Raw genomic sequence first — 15,272 nt, forward strand, 5'->3', positions numbered from 1 at the left:
TTTTTATCAAATGATGTTGAATAAGCTTGATGAAAGGCGGTGGCATGCAAAATCAGGTGCCGGAATGGATTAGAAATAATAATGGGTGATGCCGTCGGCACCACCCGAAAAGGCATTACTCAATATTCTGGATCTGCTCGCGCATTTGCTCAATCAGCACTTTCAACTCAATCGCTGAATTCGTCACTTCCGCATTGATCGACTTAGACGCAAGAGTGTTCGACTCGCGGTTGAACTCCTGCATCATAAAGTCCAGACGGCGGCCTACCGCTTCCTTTTTCTTCAGAATGTTGTAGGTCTCTTTAACGTGCGCTTCCAGACGGTCCAGCTCTTCAGCGACATCAATACGTTGCGCCATCAGCACCAGCTCTTGTTCCAGACGGGTGTTTTCCAGCTGAACTTCTGCCTCTTCCAGTTTGGCGACCAGGCGCTCGCGCTGCCACTGCAGCACTTCCGGCATATGGGTGCGAACCTTAGCCACTTCCGCACTCACGCCTTCAAGGCGCTGCTCAATCATCGCTTTCAGCGCCTGACCTTCGGTTTCGCGGGCAACGATAAAGTCATCCAGCGTGCCGTCGAGGGCGGCCAGAATTTCAGCGGCAATCGCGTCCAGATCCTGCTCGCCGGCGGCCATGACGCCAGGCCAGCGCAGAATATCAACCGGGTTGATTTCGCCTTCATCGCTCTGCATTTTGACCCAGTTCGCCGCATTCACGAGCTGTTTCGCCAGTTTTTCGTTGAGGATCAGCTCGCCTTGTGCGCTGGCATCAGGCTCAAAGCGCAGGTTACATTCCACTTTACCGCGCGTCAGACGCGTACGGATACGCTCGCGAACAACAGGCTCAAGGCTGCGGAACTGCTCCGGCATACGGAAATACGTTTCCAGGTAACGCTGGTTTACCGAGCGCATTTCCCATGTAGCGCTACCCCAGCTACCCTTGATTTCACGCCGGGCGTAGGCGGTCATACTGCGGATCATAGACATTCCCGTTTTTAAAGGAGAGATGGGGGGATTATAGCTTTCGGGGGCTTCTCAGGATAGGAATAAGCGTCCTTTATCCGTATAATGCGCAGCCACATTCGTTTCAAGCCGGAGAATCCATCATGCGTCCATCAGGTCGTAGCGCCAATCAGGTGCGTCCCGTCACCCTGACCCGTAACTATACAAAACACGCTGAAGGCTCCGTGCTGGTTGAGTTTGGTGACACCAAAGTGCTGTGTACCGCATCCATCGAAGAAGGCGTTCCGCGCTTCCTGAAAGGTCAGGGCCAGGGCTGGATCACCGCCGAGTACGGCATGCTGCCGCGCGCGACCCATACCCGTAACGCCCGTGAAGCGGCGAAGGGTAAGCAGGGCGGTCGTACCATGGAAATTCAGCGTCTGATCGCGCGTGCGCTGCGCGCCGCCGTTGATCTGAAAACCCTCGGCGAATTCACGATTACCCTGGACTGCGACGTGATTCAGGCCGATGGTGGCACGCGTACGGCCTCTATTACCGGCGCCTGTGTAGCGCTGGCCGATGCTCTGAACAAGCTGGTTGCTGCCGGTAAGCTGAAAACCAATCCAATGAAAGGCATGGTTGCGGCGGTCTCCGTAGGCATCGTTAACGGTGAAGCGCTTTGCGATCTGGAATACGTTGAAGATTCCGCTGCAGAGACAGACATGAACGTGGTGATGACCGAAGACGGTCGCATCATTGAGGTGCAGGGCACGGCAGAAGGCGAGCCGTTCACCCACGAAGAGCTTCTCTCCCTGCTGGCGTTGGCCCGAGGGGGAATCGAATCCATTGTCACGACGCAGAAAGCGGCGTTAGAAAATTGATTTTAAAGGCGACCAATGAGTCGCCTTTTTTTTGCCTGTAAGACAGAAAAACCAAAGGAGCTAATCCATGAAATCGTATCAGCGCCAGTTTATTGAGTTTGCGCTTAACAAGCAGGTACTTAAGTTTGGCGAATTTACGCTGAAATCCGGGCGTAAAAGTCCTTATTTCTTCAACGCCGGGCTGTTTAATACCGGGCGCGATCTGGCACTGTTAGGCCGTTTCTATGCCGAAGCGCTGGTGGATTCCGGGATTGATTTTGACCTGCTATTTGGCCCGGCCTATAAAGGCATTCCGATTGCGACCACTACCGCGGTGGCGCTGGCGGAACATCATGATCGCGACGTGCCGTACTGCTTTAACCGCAAAGAAGCCAAAACCCACGGTGAAGGCGGGAATCTGGTCGGCAGCCCGCTGCAGGGCCGCGTCATGCTGGTGGACGACGTGATCACCGCGGGTACGGCAATCCGCGAATCAATGGAGATTATCCAGGCCAACGGTGCAACGCTGGCTGGCGTGTTGATTTCGCTGGATCGTCAGGAGCGTGGTCGCGGAGAAATTTCCGCCATTCAGGAAGTGGAGCGGGATTACAGCTGCACTGTGACGTCAATAATCACCCTGAAAGATCTGATTGCGTATCTGGAAGAGAAGCCTGAGATGGCGGACCATCTGGCAGCGGTAAAAGCGTATCGCGAAGAGTTCGGGGTTTAAGTGCATTGCCCGGTGGCGTTGTGCTTACCGGGCCTACCCGTTCGTAGGCCGGATAAGGCGAAGCCGCCATCCGGCGATGGCGTTACTGTAATTGTGCCGCCACTAACGGCCAGCGGGCGTCAAAATCGTCCGTTGGACGGTATTTAAACTCGCTGCGCACAAAGCGGGAAAGCATCCCTTCACAAAACGCCAGAATCTGGCTCGCCAGCAGCGTTTCATCAATGCTGTATCCTTCACCTTCACGCATTTTCTTCTCGCGAAGCACCTGGCGCAGCTGCGCTTCAATGCGTTCGAAAAGCTGGTTAATGCGGCCCTGGAGTCTGTCCTGCTCAAACATCAGCGCGTGGCCGGTCAGGATACGAGTTAAGCCCGGATTGCGTTCACCGAAGCCCAGGATTAACAGCACTATCAGACGCAGACGCGCGGTAGTGTCTTTTTCGTCTTTCAGAATCAGGTTGATGCGCGTGATCAGGCTGTCTTCAATAAACTCGATCAGACTGTCGAACATCCGGGTTTTGCTCGGAAAATGACGGTACAGCGCCGCCTCAGACACGCCCACAGAGGCGGCCAGTTTAGCGGTGGTGATGCGTTGACTGCCATCGCTGGATTCAAGCATCAGAGCCAGAGATTGAAGTATTTCTTCGCGACGATTCCTTTTCGCGGTTTGTTTTTCTGCCATGTTACAAAATACCCCTGAAAATAAGCACTTGCCAGGCTGGCATCCACACAGCGACCGCAAACGGACGTTTGCGGTTTGTTATTGCATTATGACGCTGTGAGATACGTGTTTGTCGGGCCGTTACTTGCGCCCGGAATGGCCGAAGCCGCCTTCGCCACGGTCGGTGGCGTCAAAGTCTGCCACCAGGTTAAATTCTGCCTGTACCACCGGTACAAAGACCATCTGTGCGATACGCTCGCCCGGTTCAATGGTGAAGCTGTCCTGACCACGGTTCCAGACGGAGACCATCAGTTGACCCTGATAGTCGGAGTCGATCAGGCCCACCAGGTTACCCAGCACAACGCCGTGCTTATGGCCCAGGCCAGAACGCGGCAGGATAACCGCTGCCAGCGACGGGTCAGCAATGTGAATCGCCAGGCCAGTCGGAACCAGGGTCGTGGCACCCGGGGCCAGTTCTACGGCGTCATCGAGACAGGCGCGCAGGTCAAGACCGGCAGAGCCGGAGGTGGCATAGGTTGGCAGCGGGAATTGCTCGCCAACACGCGGGTCCAGAATCTTAACGTCGATTTTTTTCATCATAACGGGTAACGATCTCGTCGAGTAAATGTTGGCCCAGGAGTTCCTTGCGCTCAAGCGGTAAGACTTTATCTCCATCCTGCCAGAAAAGGTGCAGTGCGTTGCTGTCGCTGTTAAATCCTTGTGTGGCCAGCGATACGTCGTTCGCGCAAATCAAATCGAGGTTTTTGCGGGTACGTTTTTGCCGGGCATATTCTTCCACATTATTCGTTTCTGCGGCAAACCCAACAACGTATGGACGGTGGCTTTTTAGTGCGGCGACACCGGCAACAATGTCCGGGTTTTTCACCATTTTTAGTGTTAATTCATCGCCTTGCTTTTTAATTTTAGCCTCGGCGATCGTCTCAGCACGATAGTCTGCAACGGCCGCACAGCCGATAAAAATCTGCTGGCTTTGCGCATGTGCCTGCACGGCGGCTTCCATCTCCAGCGCGGTGGTAACGTCAATTCGCTTCACACACGCAGGGGTAGGCAGAGAGACCGGGCCGCTCACCAGCGTGACGTTCGCACCGCGCTTCGCGGCGGCGGCGGCAATCGCAAAGCCCATTTTGCCGGAGCTATGGTTGGTGATATAGCGCACCGGATCCAGCGGCTCGCGCGTGGGGCCCGCGGTTATCATGATGTTGAGATGTTGCAGATCGTTGACAGGCGAAAAGTGGGCCGCGGCCATATCAACAATCGTCAGCGGATCAAGCATGCGGCCCGGGCCAACATCGCCGCAGGCCTGGCTACCGCTGTCCGGACCCCAGATAAGCAGGCCGCGTGAGGCTAAGGTCTCAAGATTGTGCTGCGTAGCCGCGTTACGGTACATCTGCTGGTTCATGGCAGGCACGACGGCAACAGGCGCAGGTGTGGCCAGACAAATGGTGGAGACCAGGTCGTTTGCCATACCGGCCGCTACCCGGGCGATTAAATCAGCCGTGGCGGGGGCGAGGATAACCAGGTCTGCCCATTTCCCAAGCTCAATATGGCCCATCGCGGCTTCGGCGGCCGGATCGAGCAGGCTGTCAGATACCGGGTATCCTGAAACGGCCTGCAGGCTCAGAGGAGTGATAAAGGCTTTACCGCCTTCGGTTATCGCGACCCGTACATCTGCCCCGCGCTCGCGCAGACGACGCACCAGCTCCGGCGCTTTGTAGGCAGCAATACCGCCGCTCACGCCAAGAACGATTTTTTTACCGGCCAGGCTCATCATGATTCTTTCCTGTTGGGGTTCACCAGAGAGCGGGCATTTTATCACAATCCCCAAAACGGGGTGATTTTGTCCTTCGACCACTTTGCGAGGCGCTACGCAAGAACGCAACGTGGTCGTCGAGTGCCTGACTGGCCTGTGGCAGCATGCGGTTAAAAAAGGGAGAAAGAGCATGGAAGAAGAGGATGAGCCGCTGCTGCCGCGCGAAAAACTGCTGCGCTATGACGTCACCCTGTTAAAAGATGATGAACTGCTGGCGCTCTTTTTACGTACCGGAACGCCCGGTAAAACGGTATTTACGCTGGCAAAAGAGCTGATCGTACATTTCGGTTCTCTGCACGGTTTGCTGACCGCCGAACTGGCGCAGTTTAAGCACGTAGAAGGGATCGGTGTGGCGAAATATGCCCAGTTGCGGGCCATTGCTGAACTTGCCCGCCGTTTTTACAATGTCCGCATGGAGAAGGACGATCCGATCCTGACGCCAGCGATGACGCGTGAATATCTGCAAAGCCAGTTAACCGATATCGAGCGCGAGATCTTTATGGTGATCTTTGTCGATAACAGAAACCGGGTACTGAAACATAGCTGCCTCTTTGCCGGCACGTTAAGCCACGTTGAGGTGCATCCGCGAGAAATTGTGCGGGAAGCGATAAAAGTGAATGCAGCGGGCGTGATCCTCGCGCATAATCACCCCTCAGGCTGTGCAGAACCGAGCAGAGCGGACAAAGAAATCACCGAGCGCATTATCAAATGCTGTCAATTCATGGACATTCGTGTGCTGGACCATCTGATAATTGGCCGCGGAGAGTACATTTCTTTTGCAGAACATGGCTGGATTTAGGCTATTTCTCGCGATCCATCGGGATCTTTGTCTGTTCGGGACTTGAGCACACCGCCGAGTCAGCGTATACTACGCCACCTTTGAGAATCTCGGGTTTGGCATTTGGGCCTGGCAATCGAGAGTTCACTTAGAACTATGCGATGACCGGGCTGTAAAGCCTGACGAGGCGCCGATACCCCATACGAAGCTCGAGCTAATTTGATTTTTGGAGAATAGACATGTCCCGAGTCTGCCAAGTTACTGGCAAGCGTCCGGTGACCGGTAACAACCGTTCCCACGCACTGAACGCGACTAAACGCCGTTTCCTGCCGAACCTGCACTCTCACCGTTTCTGGGTTGAGAGCGAGAAGCGTTTTGTCACCCTGCGCGTATCTGCTAAAGGTATGCGTGTAATCGATAAGAAAGGCATCGATACAGTTCTGTCTGAACTGCGTGCCCGTGGCGAAAAGTACTAAGTACTTAAAGAGGAAATAAATCATGGCTAAAGGTATTCGCGAGAAAATCAAGCTGGTTTCTTCTGCTGGTACAGGTCACTTCTACACCACCACGAAGAACAAACGTACTAAGCCGGAAAAACTGGAACTGAAAAAATTCGATCCAGTTGTACGCCAGCACGTACTGTACAAAGAAGCTAAAATCAAATAATTTTAGTCTCCTTGTATCGAAAAACCCCGCAACTGCGGGGTTTTTTGCATTCTGTATCTCAACGGAGGAACCATGCCTGAATTACCTGAGGTAGAAACCAGCCGTCGCGGCATTGAGCCCCATCTGGTCGGCGCGACGATTCTTCACGCGGTTGTCCGTAACGGGCGTCTGCGCTGGCCGGTGTCCGATGAGATCCATGCCCTGAGCGATAAACCCGTCCTTAGCGTGCAGCGCCGCGCGAAATACCTGCTGCTGGAGCTGCCCGACGGCTGGATCATTATCCACCTGGGGATGTCCGGGAGCCTGCGCGTTCTTACCGAAGAACTGCCTGCGGAAAAGCACGACCACGTGGATCTGGTGATGAGCAACGGCAAAGTGCTCCGTTACACCGATCCACGGCGCTTTGGCGCGTGGCTGTGGACGAAGGAGCTGGAAGGGCATAACGTGCTGGCGCATCTGGGCCCGGAGCCGCTCTCAGACGCGTTTAACGCGGAATACCTCAAGGCGAAGTGCGCGAAGAAGAAAAGCCCGATTAAGCCCTGGCTGATGGATAACAAGCTGGTGGTCGGCGTGGGGAATATCTACGCCAGCGAATCGCTGTTTGCGGCCGGGATCCACCCCGATCGGCTGGCCTCGTCGCTGTCGGCGCAGGAGTGCGAGCTGCTGGTCCGGGTGATTAAAGCCGTATTGCTGCGCTCGATTGAGCAGGGGGGGACAACGTTGAAGGACTTCCTGCAAAGTGACGGCAAGCCGGGCTATTTTGCCCAGGAGCTGCAGGTGTATGGCCGTAAGGGCGAACCGTGCAGAGTCTGCGGCACACCCATTATTGCCACGAAGCACGCCCAGCGCGCCACGTTCTACTGCCGTCAGTGCCAGAAATAGGGCTACTTGAGCTTTTCCATCAAGGCCTGGTGGACGTTAACCGGCAGGAAATGGGTTACGTCCCCGTGATGGCGCGCCACCTCTTTCACCAGCGTGGACGAGATAAACGACCACTCTTTGGAGGGCATCAGGAATACGCTCTCCAGTTCCGGCATCAGGTGGCGGTTCATGTGCGCCAGCTGCATCTCATATTCGAAGTCTGCCACCGCGCGTAAACCGCGGATCAGAATGTTCGCCTGCTGGGCCCGGGCGAAGTTCGCCATCAGGTCGCTGAATCCGACAACCTCAACATTCGGCAGGTGCGAAATGGCATCGGTGGCGAGCTGCACGCGCTCGTGGAGGTCAAACATCGGCTTTTTGCTGGGGCTGGCGGCAATGGCCAGGATCACCTTGTCAAACATGCACGCCGCACGGGTGATGATATCAAGATGACCGTTGGTGATCGGATCGAAGGTACCCGGATAAATCGCTTTTGTGCTCATGGCTCACGTTTTCTCTGAGTAGCCGCGGCAGAGCGCCCACAGCTCGGTGTATTTGTTAAAAGTATACTGGGCATTGACCACCGCGAGTAACCAGCCCTGCTTACCGTCCAGCACGCCACCACGCAGCAGCAGCGTTTTCAGAAACGCGCCCAGCGTGTGGGTGAAGATTCCGGTCAGCGAGGCCTTCTTGCCGCGCTGGTGACGCTCCTGCGCCCATGCGGTGGCATAGTTGAGCTGTTTGCGCTGGAAGCTTGCGAAATCGCGGCAGGTCAGGTGCAGCAAATCGCCCGTCAGGGGGATGATCTGGGCGTTGTCGCAGGCCAGAGATTCATGCACCAGATTGTCGTTGTACTGATACCGCTCGCGCTCGTAGAGGCGCGTCACGCGGTCAGGATACCAGCCGCTGTGGCGCATAAAACGGCCAAGGAAGTAGTTGCGGCGGGCAATGCTGTATACAGCATCAGGTTGAGGTGAGGAAAGCACCGCCTGAATGGCCTGCTGAAGCTCCGGCGTGATGCGCTCGTCAGTATCGAGCATCAGGACATAATCTCCGGTGGCAAACCCCTGCGCGCGCTGGCGCTGGAGGCCATAGCCTTGCCAGTCAGTATTGATAAAGACTTTTGCGCCCGCTGCCCGGGCAACGTCCACCGTGTTGTCCGTACTTCCGGAATCAAGAATGACTATCTCGTCAGCCCAGGCTACCGACGCCAGGCAGTCCGGAAGCAGGTCGGCGGCGTTTTTGGCGATCATCACGACCGACAGACGCGTTGACATCAGTGGCTCCGCTGGGGCAGGTAAGGTTGCAGAAGTTGCAGCAGACGGGTCAGGGCACCCTGGTTCTGGTGCAGCACTTCGACCGCATGTCGCCCGTACCACAGGCGATAATCTTCGTCAGTCAGAAGGGTTGAGACCTCTTTGACTACCGAATCCGCATCGGTCACGGTAATTAAACCATCGGCCTGCTGTAATTTCGCGCAGATATCTTTGAAGTTAAACGTGTGTGGCCCCATCAGCACCGGAATCGCGTGGGCTGCCGGCTCGAGCGGGTTATGGCCTCCGCGCTCCACCAGGCTGCCGCCGACAAACGCGAGGTCAGCAATGCCGTACAGCAGCATCAGCTCGCCCATCGTATCGCCAATCACCACCTGGGTGCTGCCAGACGGGATCTCCCCGCTGCTGCGCAGCGTGAAGCTGAAACCGGCTTTCTGAACCATTTCGCGGGCATCTTTAAAACGTTCCGGATGGCGTGGCACGAGGATCAGCAGTAAATCAGGGAAGCTTTCCAGCAGCTTGCGGTGCGCCTGCAGGATGATCTCTTCTTCACCGTCATGGGTACTGGTCGCAATCCAGACCTGACGACGCGGGGCCCACTGGCGGCGAAGCGTGATGGCGCGGGCGGCGAGTTCAGGGGTAACCGAAATATCAAATTTCAGGCTGCCCGTCACCGCAAGCTGGTTGCGTTTGAGGCCCAGAGAGATAAAGCGTGCCGCATCTTCTTCATTCTGCGCGGCAATCAGGGTGATTTTGCTCAGCAGGCGGCGCATAAATTTACCCAGCTTGCCGTAACCTTTCGCCGAGCGCTCTGACAGGCGCGCGTTGGCAATCACCAGCGGAATTTTACGGGCATGCAGGGCGGAAATCATGTTTGGCCACAGTTCGGTTTCCATCACAATCACAAGCTTCGGGCGAACGGTATTCAGGAAACGATTCATGGCGCAGGGGAGATCGTAAGGGAGATAGACGTGATGAACGTCTTTGCCGAAAGCGGATAACGCGCGCTCCGAGCCGGTTGGCGTCATCGTCGTGACGGTAATCGGCAGCGACGGGTAGCGGTGACGTAGGGCGCGAACCAGCGGGATCGCCGCCAGCGTTTCACCGACAGAAACGGAATGCAGCAAAATACCGTCCGGCGCGACTTTATTGCGGCAGAAGCCATAGCGTTCAGCCCAGCGTTTACGATACGCAGGCGCTTTACGGCTACGAAGCAACAGTCTCAGCCACACCAGTGGCTGAATAATGTAGAGCAGGGCGGTATACAACAATTCCAAGCGATTATCCGTTTTTTTAGTTTCGGCGGGCAAATTCTAAGCATTTGAGCCGTCTAAAGCTATCTCTTTGGTGTTTTAAGATACCCATTTGCCTGCGTTACGCTCATTCGCCTGAAAAAAAACGGGCAATTTCTTGCCCGTTTCATGTCTGACCGTTTAGCGCTCCGCTTCGGGGAGGGCATTCAGATGGTAGGTTACGCGCTCCGAAAGCCCGCGAATATCACCGCCAGTGATAAAGAAGCTGTCATCTTTTTGATTCGGATTGGTGACGTCGTAGCCCAGCATCTTGTTGATGAGCGTTGCCACCTGGTAATGGTTGAGAGGTACCTGCGGGCTGATCTCCTTCATGGCGTAAGCCGGATCGTTGCTGAAGTAGAGGAACGGTACCTGAGCAATTGGCATTTCAACAACCGAGTGGCCAAACAGACCGTTATCGCCCACGCGTTCACCGTGATCGGAGGTGATAAACACCAGCACCGGCAGTTTGGATTTTGCCAGCGCGGTGCGAATCGCGGACGCGAGTTCTTTGTCATACAGGCGGACCGCATCGTCATACTCATTTTTCTTCTGCGCCACATCATCACTCAGACGCGGCGTAGAGAATTTCGCGAAGCCCTGCGGAATATTACGCTCGTACGGGATATGTGGCGCGCGGCTGTTGAGCACCATCAGGAACGGTTTGTTCCAGTCCAGGGTTGCTTTCTCAACGGATGGCGTCAGAACAACGTCTGCGCCGACATCTGGTGCCGGGCGGATCTGGGTATCTTCCCACAGATCGATATCATGGATGCCAATCCAGTTGCTCAGCCCTTCCAGCCCCTGGGCGGAGATAAAGGCGGTCTGATAACCCTGTTTCTTCGCGTTGGCGAAGATATTGGTGGATTTCGATTTATAGGCCCCGTAGTTATCCGGCTCGCGCAGATTATTCACCAGCATCGGGATGGCCACGCGGGTGGACACGGCGTTGGAGACAATCAGGCGGCCCGTACCTTGATACTGCTGGAGCAGCGCTTTCAGCTCAGGCGTGGTATCGCGTTCGTAGCCCAGAGCGCTGACGTGGTGCGGATTAAGGCTTTCACCTATCGCCAGAATAATCGAATATTTACCCGCGCGCGTATCCTTAACAGGTTTGACCTGGTAGGGATCGTAGTGGGTCAGATTCTGGTTTTCGCCTGACATCGCTTCCGGGATCAGGCGTATGGCGCTGAAGCTCATTGCAGACAGGCCGTTACGCAGCAGGGAGTGGCGCAGGTCCGGGTTGAACTTGTACATCTGCCCGTCGATCGCTTTGTAGAACTGACCGACAAACATCACGACAATCGCAAGCAGGCAAGGAAGCGCAATCCATTTGTGCCAAAGCGGCGCCAGACGACGCGCAAAGACCAGCGCAAACACGACCGCTACAATCATGATGGCGAAGTAGATGCCCAGTGAACCCAGGCTGTCGGTGATCCCACTGGCAATGTCTTTCGTTTCCACGAACGCCAGCCAGACTTCGCTCGGGCCATAGAACTGACCGTAGAACTGGTAGTACACCGCTTCCGAAATCTGAACGATAAACGTGACGGCCAGCAGCAGGCGAGTCAGGAAGAAACGCGCGCTGGCTGCGGCAAGCAGGGAAATGATCAGATACAGCGAGATATCACCGGACTTCGGCTGGTAGACGTGATCTTTCAGCAGAATGATGATTTCTGAAAGCGAGAACAGCAGCAGGAATGCCAGCGTCAACCCCAGGGTGCGCAACAGATTGCTGCGCGGGGTGAACGAAGAGTGTGTCGTTGTTTTGAACATGGAAGGACTCTATTCCGATCAGAACTTTTTAGTCAGCGGGCGAATGGCTTTACCAAAACCAAAGCGCAGTGCGCGAACTACCGTAGGACGATTGTGCAATCCTTTTCGCCAAATATCCTCAAACAGGGCATACCAGCGTGCAGCGACCGCTTCGCGGGAATAGACCTGTAGGCGTTTTTCACCCTGTTCGCGCATCTGACGATACAGTTCAGGGGAGTTTTTAAGACGCATGATGGCATTGAAGGCTTCATCAGGGTTTTTGGCGATCAGGTAGTCCAGCTCGCTTTCGCGGATCGCGCGATAAGACGGCTCGTCATCGCAGACCATCACCGTTTTCCCCAGCCAGTTGTTAATGAGCTTACTGGCAGGCTTACGCGCCAGTTTGTGATCGTGTGATTTGCGGAAGCTGATGCACACGTCCACGTCCTGGTAGTTTGTCCAGTTATCGAACGAGATGCGGAGCTCAATACCTTGTTCGGCAAGACGTTGCTTAAAATTCCCTTCGCGGTATTCGTCCGGGAAACTGTCTACACGGCCGAAGAATGCGACGGTTTTGATTGTCTCGTCGGTGCGTTCGCGTGGTTTTACGCCCGGCTGTGGCCAGTAGGGGACGAAAATACGATTGCTATGGTTGTCTACTTCCGGATTCTGGTCGACGACAACATCGGCGCCAATCACGGGAGGGCGGTCCGCACGCGCGACCACGGTGAAGCCACGCCAAGGCTTCACGCGGGAACCAAAGTCGTCGTTATGCATCAGGTTAATGGCATCTGGCCTGCATTCAGAGCCAAACGAACACTCGATTGCGTCACCATAATAGTGCTTAAGCGCCAGGGTAGTCTGGAACGTCCAGCCACCGCGGCCGCCACAATAAAATCGCTCCGGAATATCGTCAGGATTGACCTGGTTATCCAGGAGAGTCTGGAAATCTGCGTAGTTTTTAGCGATGAAATCCGCGCGGGAAACCGCGTGTAATTTAAGTTTGCTCATAATTTCCGTTAGCCAAGAATTTTTTTAAGACGGAAGTAGCGACGTCCCAGACGCCACCGTTGGCGGAAGCCGCGCGCATTTTGCCAAATCAGAGTCCAGATACCGCGATCGAAAAGCTCACGGGTGATCTCGCGTTTTTTGGCCATATCTTCAATGTTATTAATGCTATGCAGGATCCCAAGACCCTCTTTGGCGATTTGCCAGCGGCAGGCGGGCACGCGTTTCACCTGTTCCGGATAGCGTTTGTTGATGGCGTCCAGCATCTCCAGAATCTTCATATAATGGCGCGAAGAGCGCATGCGCGTGTCGTCCGTGCCTGGCGTATGGGAAACGGAAGCGGAGTGGATCAGGTAGTCGTAATAGGTCTCATCAATATACTGCACGCGTCTGGCGGTGAGCAGCACTTCCGTAGTCCAGGGGATGTCCTGATGGCGCAGACCCTGTTCAAAGCTGAAGCCCTGCTCTTTGATAAAGGCGTGGCGATAGATGTTCAGCCACGTCACGTGCAGGAACTTGCGCGATTCGAGTGCCATCTGCAGCCAGGTCGGGCCGTCCAGCACGTCGGTTGACGCAAGTTTATCTGAAGGGAAAATCTTCTTCGACGGGCGTCCGTCGTCATAAATGTAGGTACCGTTGCAGGTCGCGACGTCCAACTGCCCGGCGAGTGCAATCTCCAGCAGGCGCGGATACATGCCCGGATAGATGACATCATCAATATCCGGGAACGCGATGTAATCGCCCGTTGCTGCGGCCAGACCGGTATTACGGGCCGCAGAGACACCCCCATTAGGCTGGTCGATGACGTTAAAATGACTGAATTCACTGGCGTAGCGGGCGATGATCTCTGCAGAGCCGTCAGTAGAGCCGTCATTAACAATAACAAGTTCCAGGCTGTGCAGATTCTGTTTCTTTATGCTGTCAAAAAAAGCGCTCAGGAAATTCTCGCCATTATAGACGGCGACAACGAGGCTTAATTGAGGCGTTCCAGACATGCTTACTCCGTAATTTAACGCGGTGAGATGCGGCTAGCGAGCGATACAGCAACGTGCAATGGCTTTTCGACAGCCGGCAGGCAAAAGAGTTCTGATAGGTAACGTTGCGCCGATGCCTGTTATCATCGGCGCAATATACGCGATCAGGAGGTTGTTTCTGTCCGTTTAGCGGGCCGTAACGCGCACATTCCCACAAGTAACCCGGTTAACAGCATATATTGTTCCAGGTAGTGATCTTTCAGATTGTGGTCAACCATGGTTCGGGAGAAGAAACCAACCGTAAACAGCAGCAGGAACATGCCTGCCATCATATTGCCATGGCGGAACTCGCGCCAGCCGATGTACCAGCAGCCTGCCAGCAGAATCAGCCAGCCTGCAATGCCCACGATGCCGTTCTGGATACCAAACTCAATCAGGCCGTAGTGGCTGTGCGGAATATCAATGCGATTGTCCTGCGTGTCGCGACGCAGCACATAGCGGAAGGCCTCTTTGCGAGGCCCCATTCCCGCAGGATGTTCGCCCACCAGTTTCCAGCCCTGATGGAAGAAGCTCGCGCGACAGCCGTTGGAGTGGTTCATTGGACGACCGAGATCGTTAGTCGGTACTGTTCCGTTGGTTTTGTTATAGCAAAAACTGGTGAAAGGCGCGTTCCAGCCTGTTACGGCATCATCTTCCAGACTTTGCCAGCGCGGATCGGTTTTCCAGGAGGCATAGCCCAGAAGCGCAGAAGCGATAGTAATGCCCAAAAGAATGCCACCGGTGAGCAACACCCGGCTGCGACGCATGCTATGCAGGCTAAGCAGAATGAAGGTGGAGAACAGGCTGCCAACCAGGCCGATCGTTCCCCAGCGGGTATCGACTAACGCAGTGCAGACAAGGTTACACAACAGCATAAAGGCGAGGAACGGTGTCTTCAGGCGTAAGAAACGCTGATGAAGCAGGCCGCGCGCAAGCAGTTCGGCGAGCAGGAAACCGGTGATCATATTGACCTGGAAGCTCATGCGCGTGCGGTTATAAACAATCCGCGTTTCGCCCCAGTGGATCACGCCGTCTCGCCAGTAAAGCCAGACGGTATCAAGGAGATGGATACAGACGACGCCCCAGAAAAAAAGGACGACGAGAGTAAAGAACCGGGCTGCCGATAAAGAGGGGAAGCGCTCCTGAATCACCGGTAATAACACCAGGCCCGCACAGAAAAGCAATACCGGACGTAACCACTGTCCATCCCAGGTCGACACCATTTCTTTAATATCTGGCGCGACAAAAAAGCCGTTAATCAGGATAAAGAAGGTTAATGCCCACAGCACAATAAGCACGAACTTAATTTTGTTTAAGTCCAGCGCTTTTCTCGCCACTGAAGAGCTAAAGAAAAGACCGAGCGCCACCACAATATTAGGATAAATCAGTCCATTACGATGAAAAGGTAGCTGATCGTTTGGGATTGGCCAGATAAAACATAAAGCCAGTACAGACAGTACTAAAAGACCTGTCAGGATGTTACGAGTATTTGTCATAATTTTGGTACTGGTAAAGGATCTCGGCGTTAATACCGGTTAGTTAACAATGCCATATGCAGATTCCACTGATTTTGAGTGGAATAAAAGCCTGAGAAAATTACCACAGA

General features: G+C 54.8%; 17 protein-coding genes. 6 read left to right on the forward strand and 11 right to left on the reverse strand.

Annotated elements, in window-relative coordinates:
- Positions 1–115 precede the first annotated feature (115 nt).
- Positions 116–979: a YicC/YloC family endoribonuclease gene (locus BFV67_RS00435; RefSeq protein WP_008502687.1), complete on the reverse strand. Its 864-nt coding sequence runs from the start codon at positions 977–979 to the stop codon at positions 116–118.
- A 125-nt stretch (positions 980–1,104) separates the two neighbouring features.
- Between BFV67_RS00435 and rph the strand changes: the two genes are divergently transcribed.
- Together rph and pyrE are read left to right on the forward strand one after the other, a co-directional pair.
- A complete protein-coding gene (gene rph, locus BFV67_RS00440) occupies positions 1,105–1,821 on the forward strand; it encodes a ribonuclease PH (RefSeq protein ID WP_006812424.1) in 717 nt (238 codons plus the stop codon).
- 67 nt (positions 1,822–1,888) lie between these two features.
- On the forward strand, positions 1,889–2,530 hold the full coding sequence (pyrE, locus tag BFV67_RS00445) for an orotate phosphoribosyltransferase (RefSeq protein ID WP_069597728.1): 642 nt from the start codon (positions 1,889–1,891) through the stop codon (positions 2,528–2,530).
- Positions 2,531–2,612: 82 nt separating this feature from the next.
- Here pyrE and slmA read toward each other — a convergent pair whose 3' ends face one another.
- From slmA to coaBC, 3 genes are all read right to left on the reverse strand, one after another.
- Entirely contained in the window at positions 2,613–3,209 is a 597-nt protein-coding gene (gene slmA, locus BFV67_RS00450; RefSeq protein WP_008502690.1) for a nucleoid occlusion factor SlmA, read from the reverse strand.
- A gap of 120 nt (positions 3,210–3,329) precedes the next feature.
- Positions 3,330–3,788, reverse strand: a complete 459-nt coding sequence (gene dut / locus BFV67_RS00455) for a dUTP diphosphatase (RefSeq protein ID WP_008502691.1) — start codon at positions 3,786–3,788, stop codon at positions 3,330–3,332.
- Positions 3,766–4,977 (reverse strand): bifunctional phosphopantothenoylcysteine decarboxylase/phosphopantothenate--cysteine ligase CoaBC, encoded by a 1,212-nt coding sequence (gene coaBC / locus BFV67_RS00460; RefSeq protein ID WP_025910617.1) that lies wholly within the window; start codon positions 4,975–4,977, stop codon positions 3,766–3,768. Before coaBC ends, dut begins: the two co-directional genes overlap by 23 nt.
- A 172-nt stretch (positions 4,978–5,149) precedes the next feature.
- On the opposite strand from coaBC, the gene radC reads away from it, so the two are divergent.
- The 4 genes from radC to mutM all read left to right on the forward strand — a co-directional run bounded on the left by radC (position 5,150) and on the right by mutM (position 7,345).
- On the forward strand, positions 5,150–5,818 hold the full coding sequence (gene radC, locus BFV67_RS00465) for a RadC family protein (protein ID WP_008502693.1): 669 nt from the start codon (positions 5,150–5,152) through the stop codon (positions 5,816–5,818).
- A gap of 218 nt (positions 5,819–6,036) precedes the next feature.
- Complete coding sequence (rpmB, locus tag BFV67_RS00470) at positions 6,037–6,273, forward strand: 50S ribosomal protein L28 (RefSeq protein WP_002436699.1); 237 nt, start codon at positions 6,037–6,039, stop codon at positions 6,271–6,273.
- Positions 6,274–6,295: 22 nt separating this feature from the next.
- The gene (gene rpmG / locus BFV67_RS00475; RefSeq protein ID WP_003024094.1) at positions 6,296–6,463 is read left to right on the forward strand and encodes a 50S ribosomal protein L33; all 168 of its coding nucleotides are present in this window, start codon (positions 6,296–6,298) and stop codon (positions 6,461–6,463) included.
- A gap of 72 nt (positions 6,464–6,535) precedes the next feature.
- A complete protein-coding gene (gene mutM, locus BFV67_RS00480; RefSeq protein ID WP_008502694.1) occupies positions 6,536–7,345 on the forward strand; it encodes a bifunctional DNA-formamidopyrimidine glycosylase/DNA-(apurinic or apyrimidinic site) lyase in 810 nt (269 codons plus the stop codon).
- 2 nt (positions 7,346–7,347) lie between these two features.
- Here the strand turns inward: mutM and coaD are convergent, their stop codons facing one another.
- The 7 genes from coaD to BFV67_RS00515 all read right to left on the reverse strand — a co-directional run bounded on the left by coaD (position 7,348) and on the right by BFV67_RS00515 (position 15,162).
- Complete coding sequence (gene coaD, locus BFV67_RS00485; RefSeq protein ID WP_008502695.1) at positions 7,348–7,827, reverse strand: pantetheine-phosphate adenylyltransferase; 480 nt, start codon at positions 7,825–7,827, stop codon at positions 7,348–7,350.
- A gap of 3 nt (positions 7,828–7,830) precedes the next feature.
- Positions 7,831–8,601, reverse strand: a complete 771-nt coding sequence (locus BFV67_RS00490; RefSeq protein WP_045406923.1) for a glycosyltransferase family 2 protein — start codon at positions 8,599–8,601, stop codon at positions 7,831–7,833.
- Positions 8,601–9,875 carry a lipid IV(A) 3-deoxy-D-manno-octulosonic acid transferase gene (waaA, locus tag BFV67_RS00495; RefSeq protein ID WP_023294798.1) on the reverse strand — a complete coding sequence of 425 codons (1,275 nt, stop codon included), beginning with the start codon at positions 9,873–9,875 and terminating at the stop codon, positions 8,601–8,603. Before waaA ends, BFV67_RS00490 begins: the two co-directional genes overlap by 1 nt.
- A gap of 156 nt (positions 9,876–10,031) precedes the next feature.
- Complete coding sequence (locus BFV67_RS00500) at positions 10,032–11,666, reverse strand: sulfatase-like hydrolase/transferase (protein ID WP_069597729.1); 1,635 nt, start codon at positions 11,664–11,666, stop codon at positions 10,032–10,034.
- Between the two features lie 18 nt (positions 11,667–11,684).
- Positions 11,685–12,656, reverse strand: coding sequence for a glycosyltransferase family protein (locus BFV67_RS00505; RefSeq protein ID WP_023294800.1), 972 nt, complete (start codon positions 12,654–12,656; stop codon positions 11,685–11,687).
- An 8-nt stretch (positions 12,657–12,664) separates the two neighbouring features.
- Positions 12,665–13,648, reverse strand: coding sequence for a glycosyltransferase (locus BFV67_RS00510; protein WP_047748122.1), 984 nt, complete (start codon positions 13,646–13,648; stop codon positions 12,665–12,667).
- Between the two features lie 143 nt (positions 13,649–13,791).
- Positions 13,792–15,162, reverse strand: coding sequence for an O-antigen ligase family protein (locus tag BFV67_RS00515; protein WP_069597730.1), 1,371 nt, complete (start codon positions 15,160–15,162; stop codon positions 13,792–13,794).
- Positions 15,163–15,272: the final 110 nt, after the last annotated feature.

This window comes from Enterobacter roggenkampii (genome assembly GCF_001729805.1).
GTDB classification, from domain to species: domain Bacteria; phylum Pseudomonadota; class Gammaproteobacteria; order Enterobacterales; family Enterobacteriaceae; genus Enterobacter; species Enterobacter roggenkampii.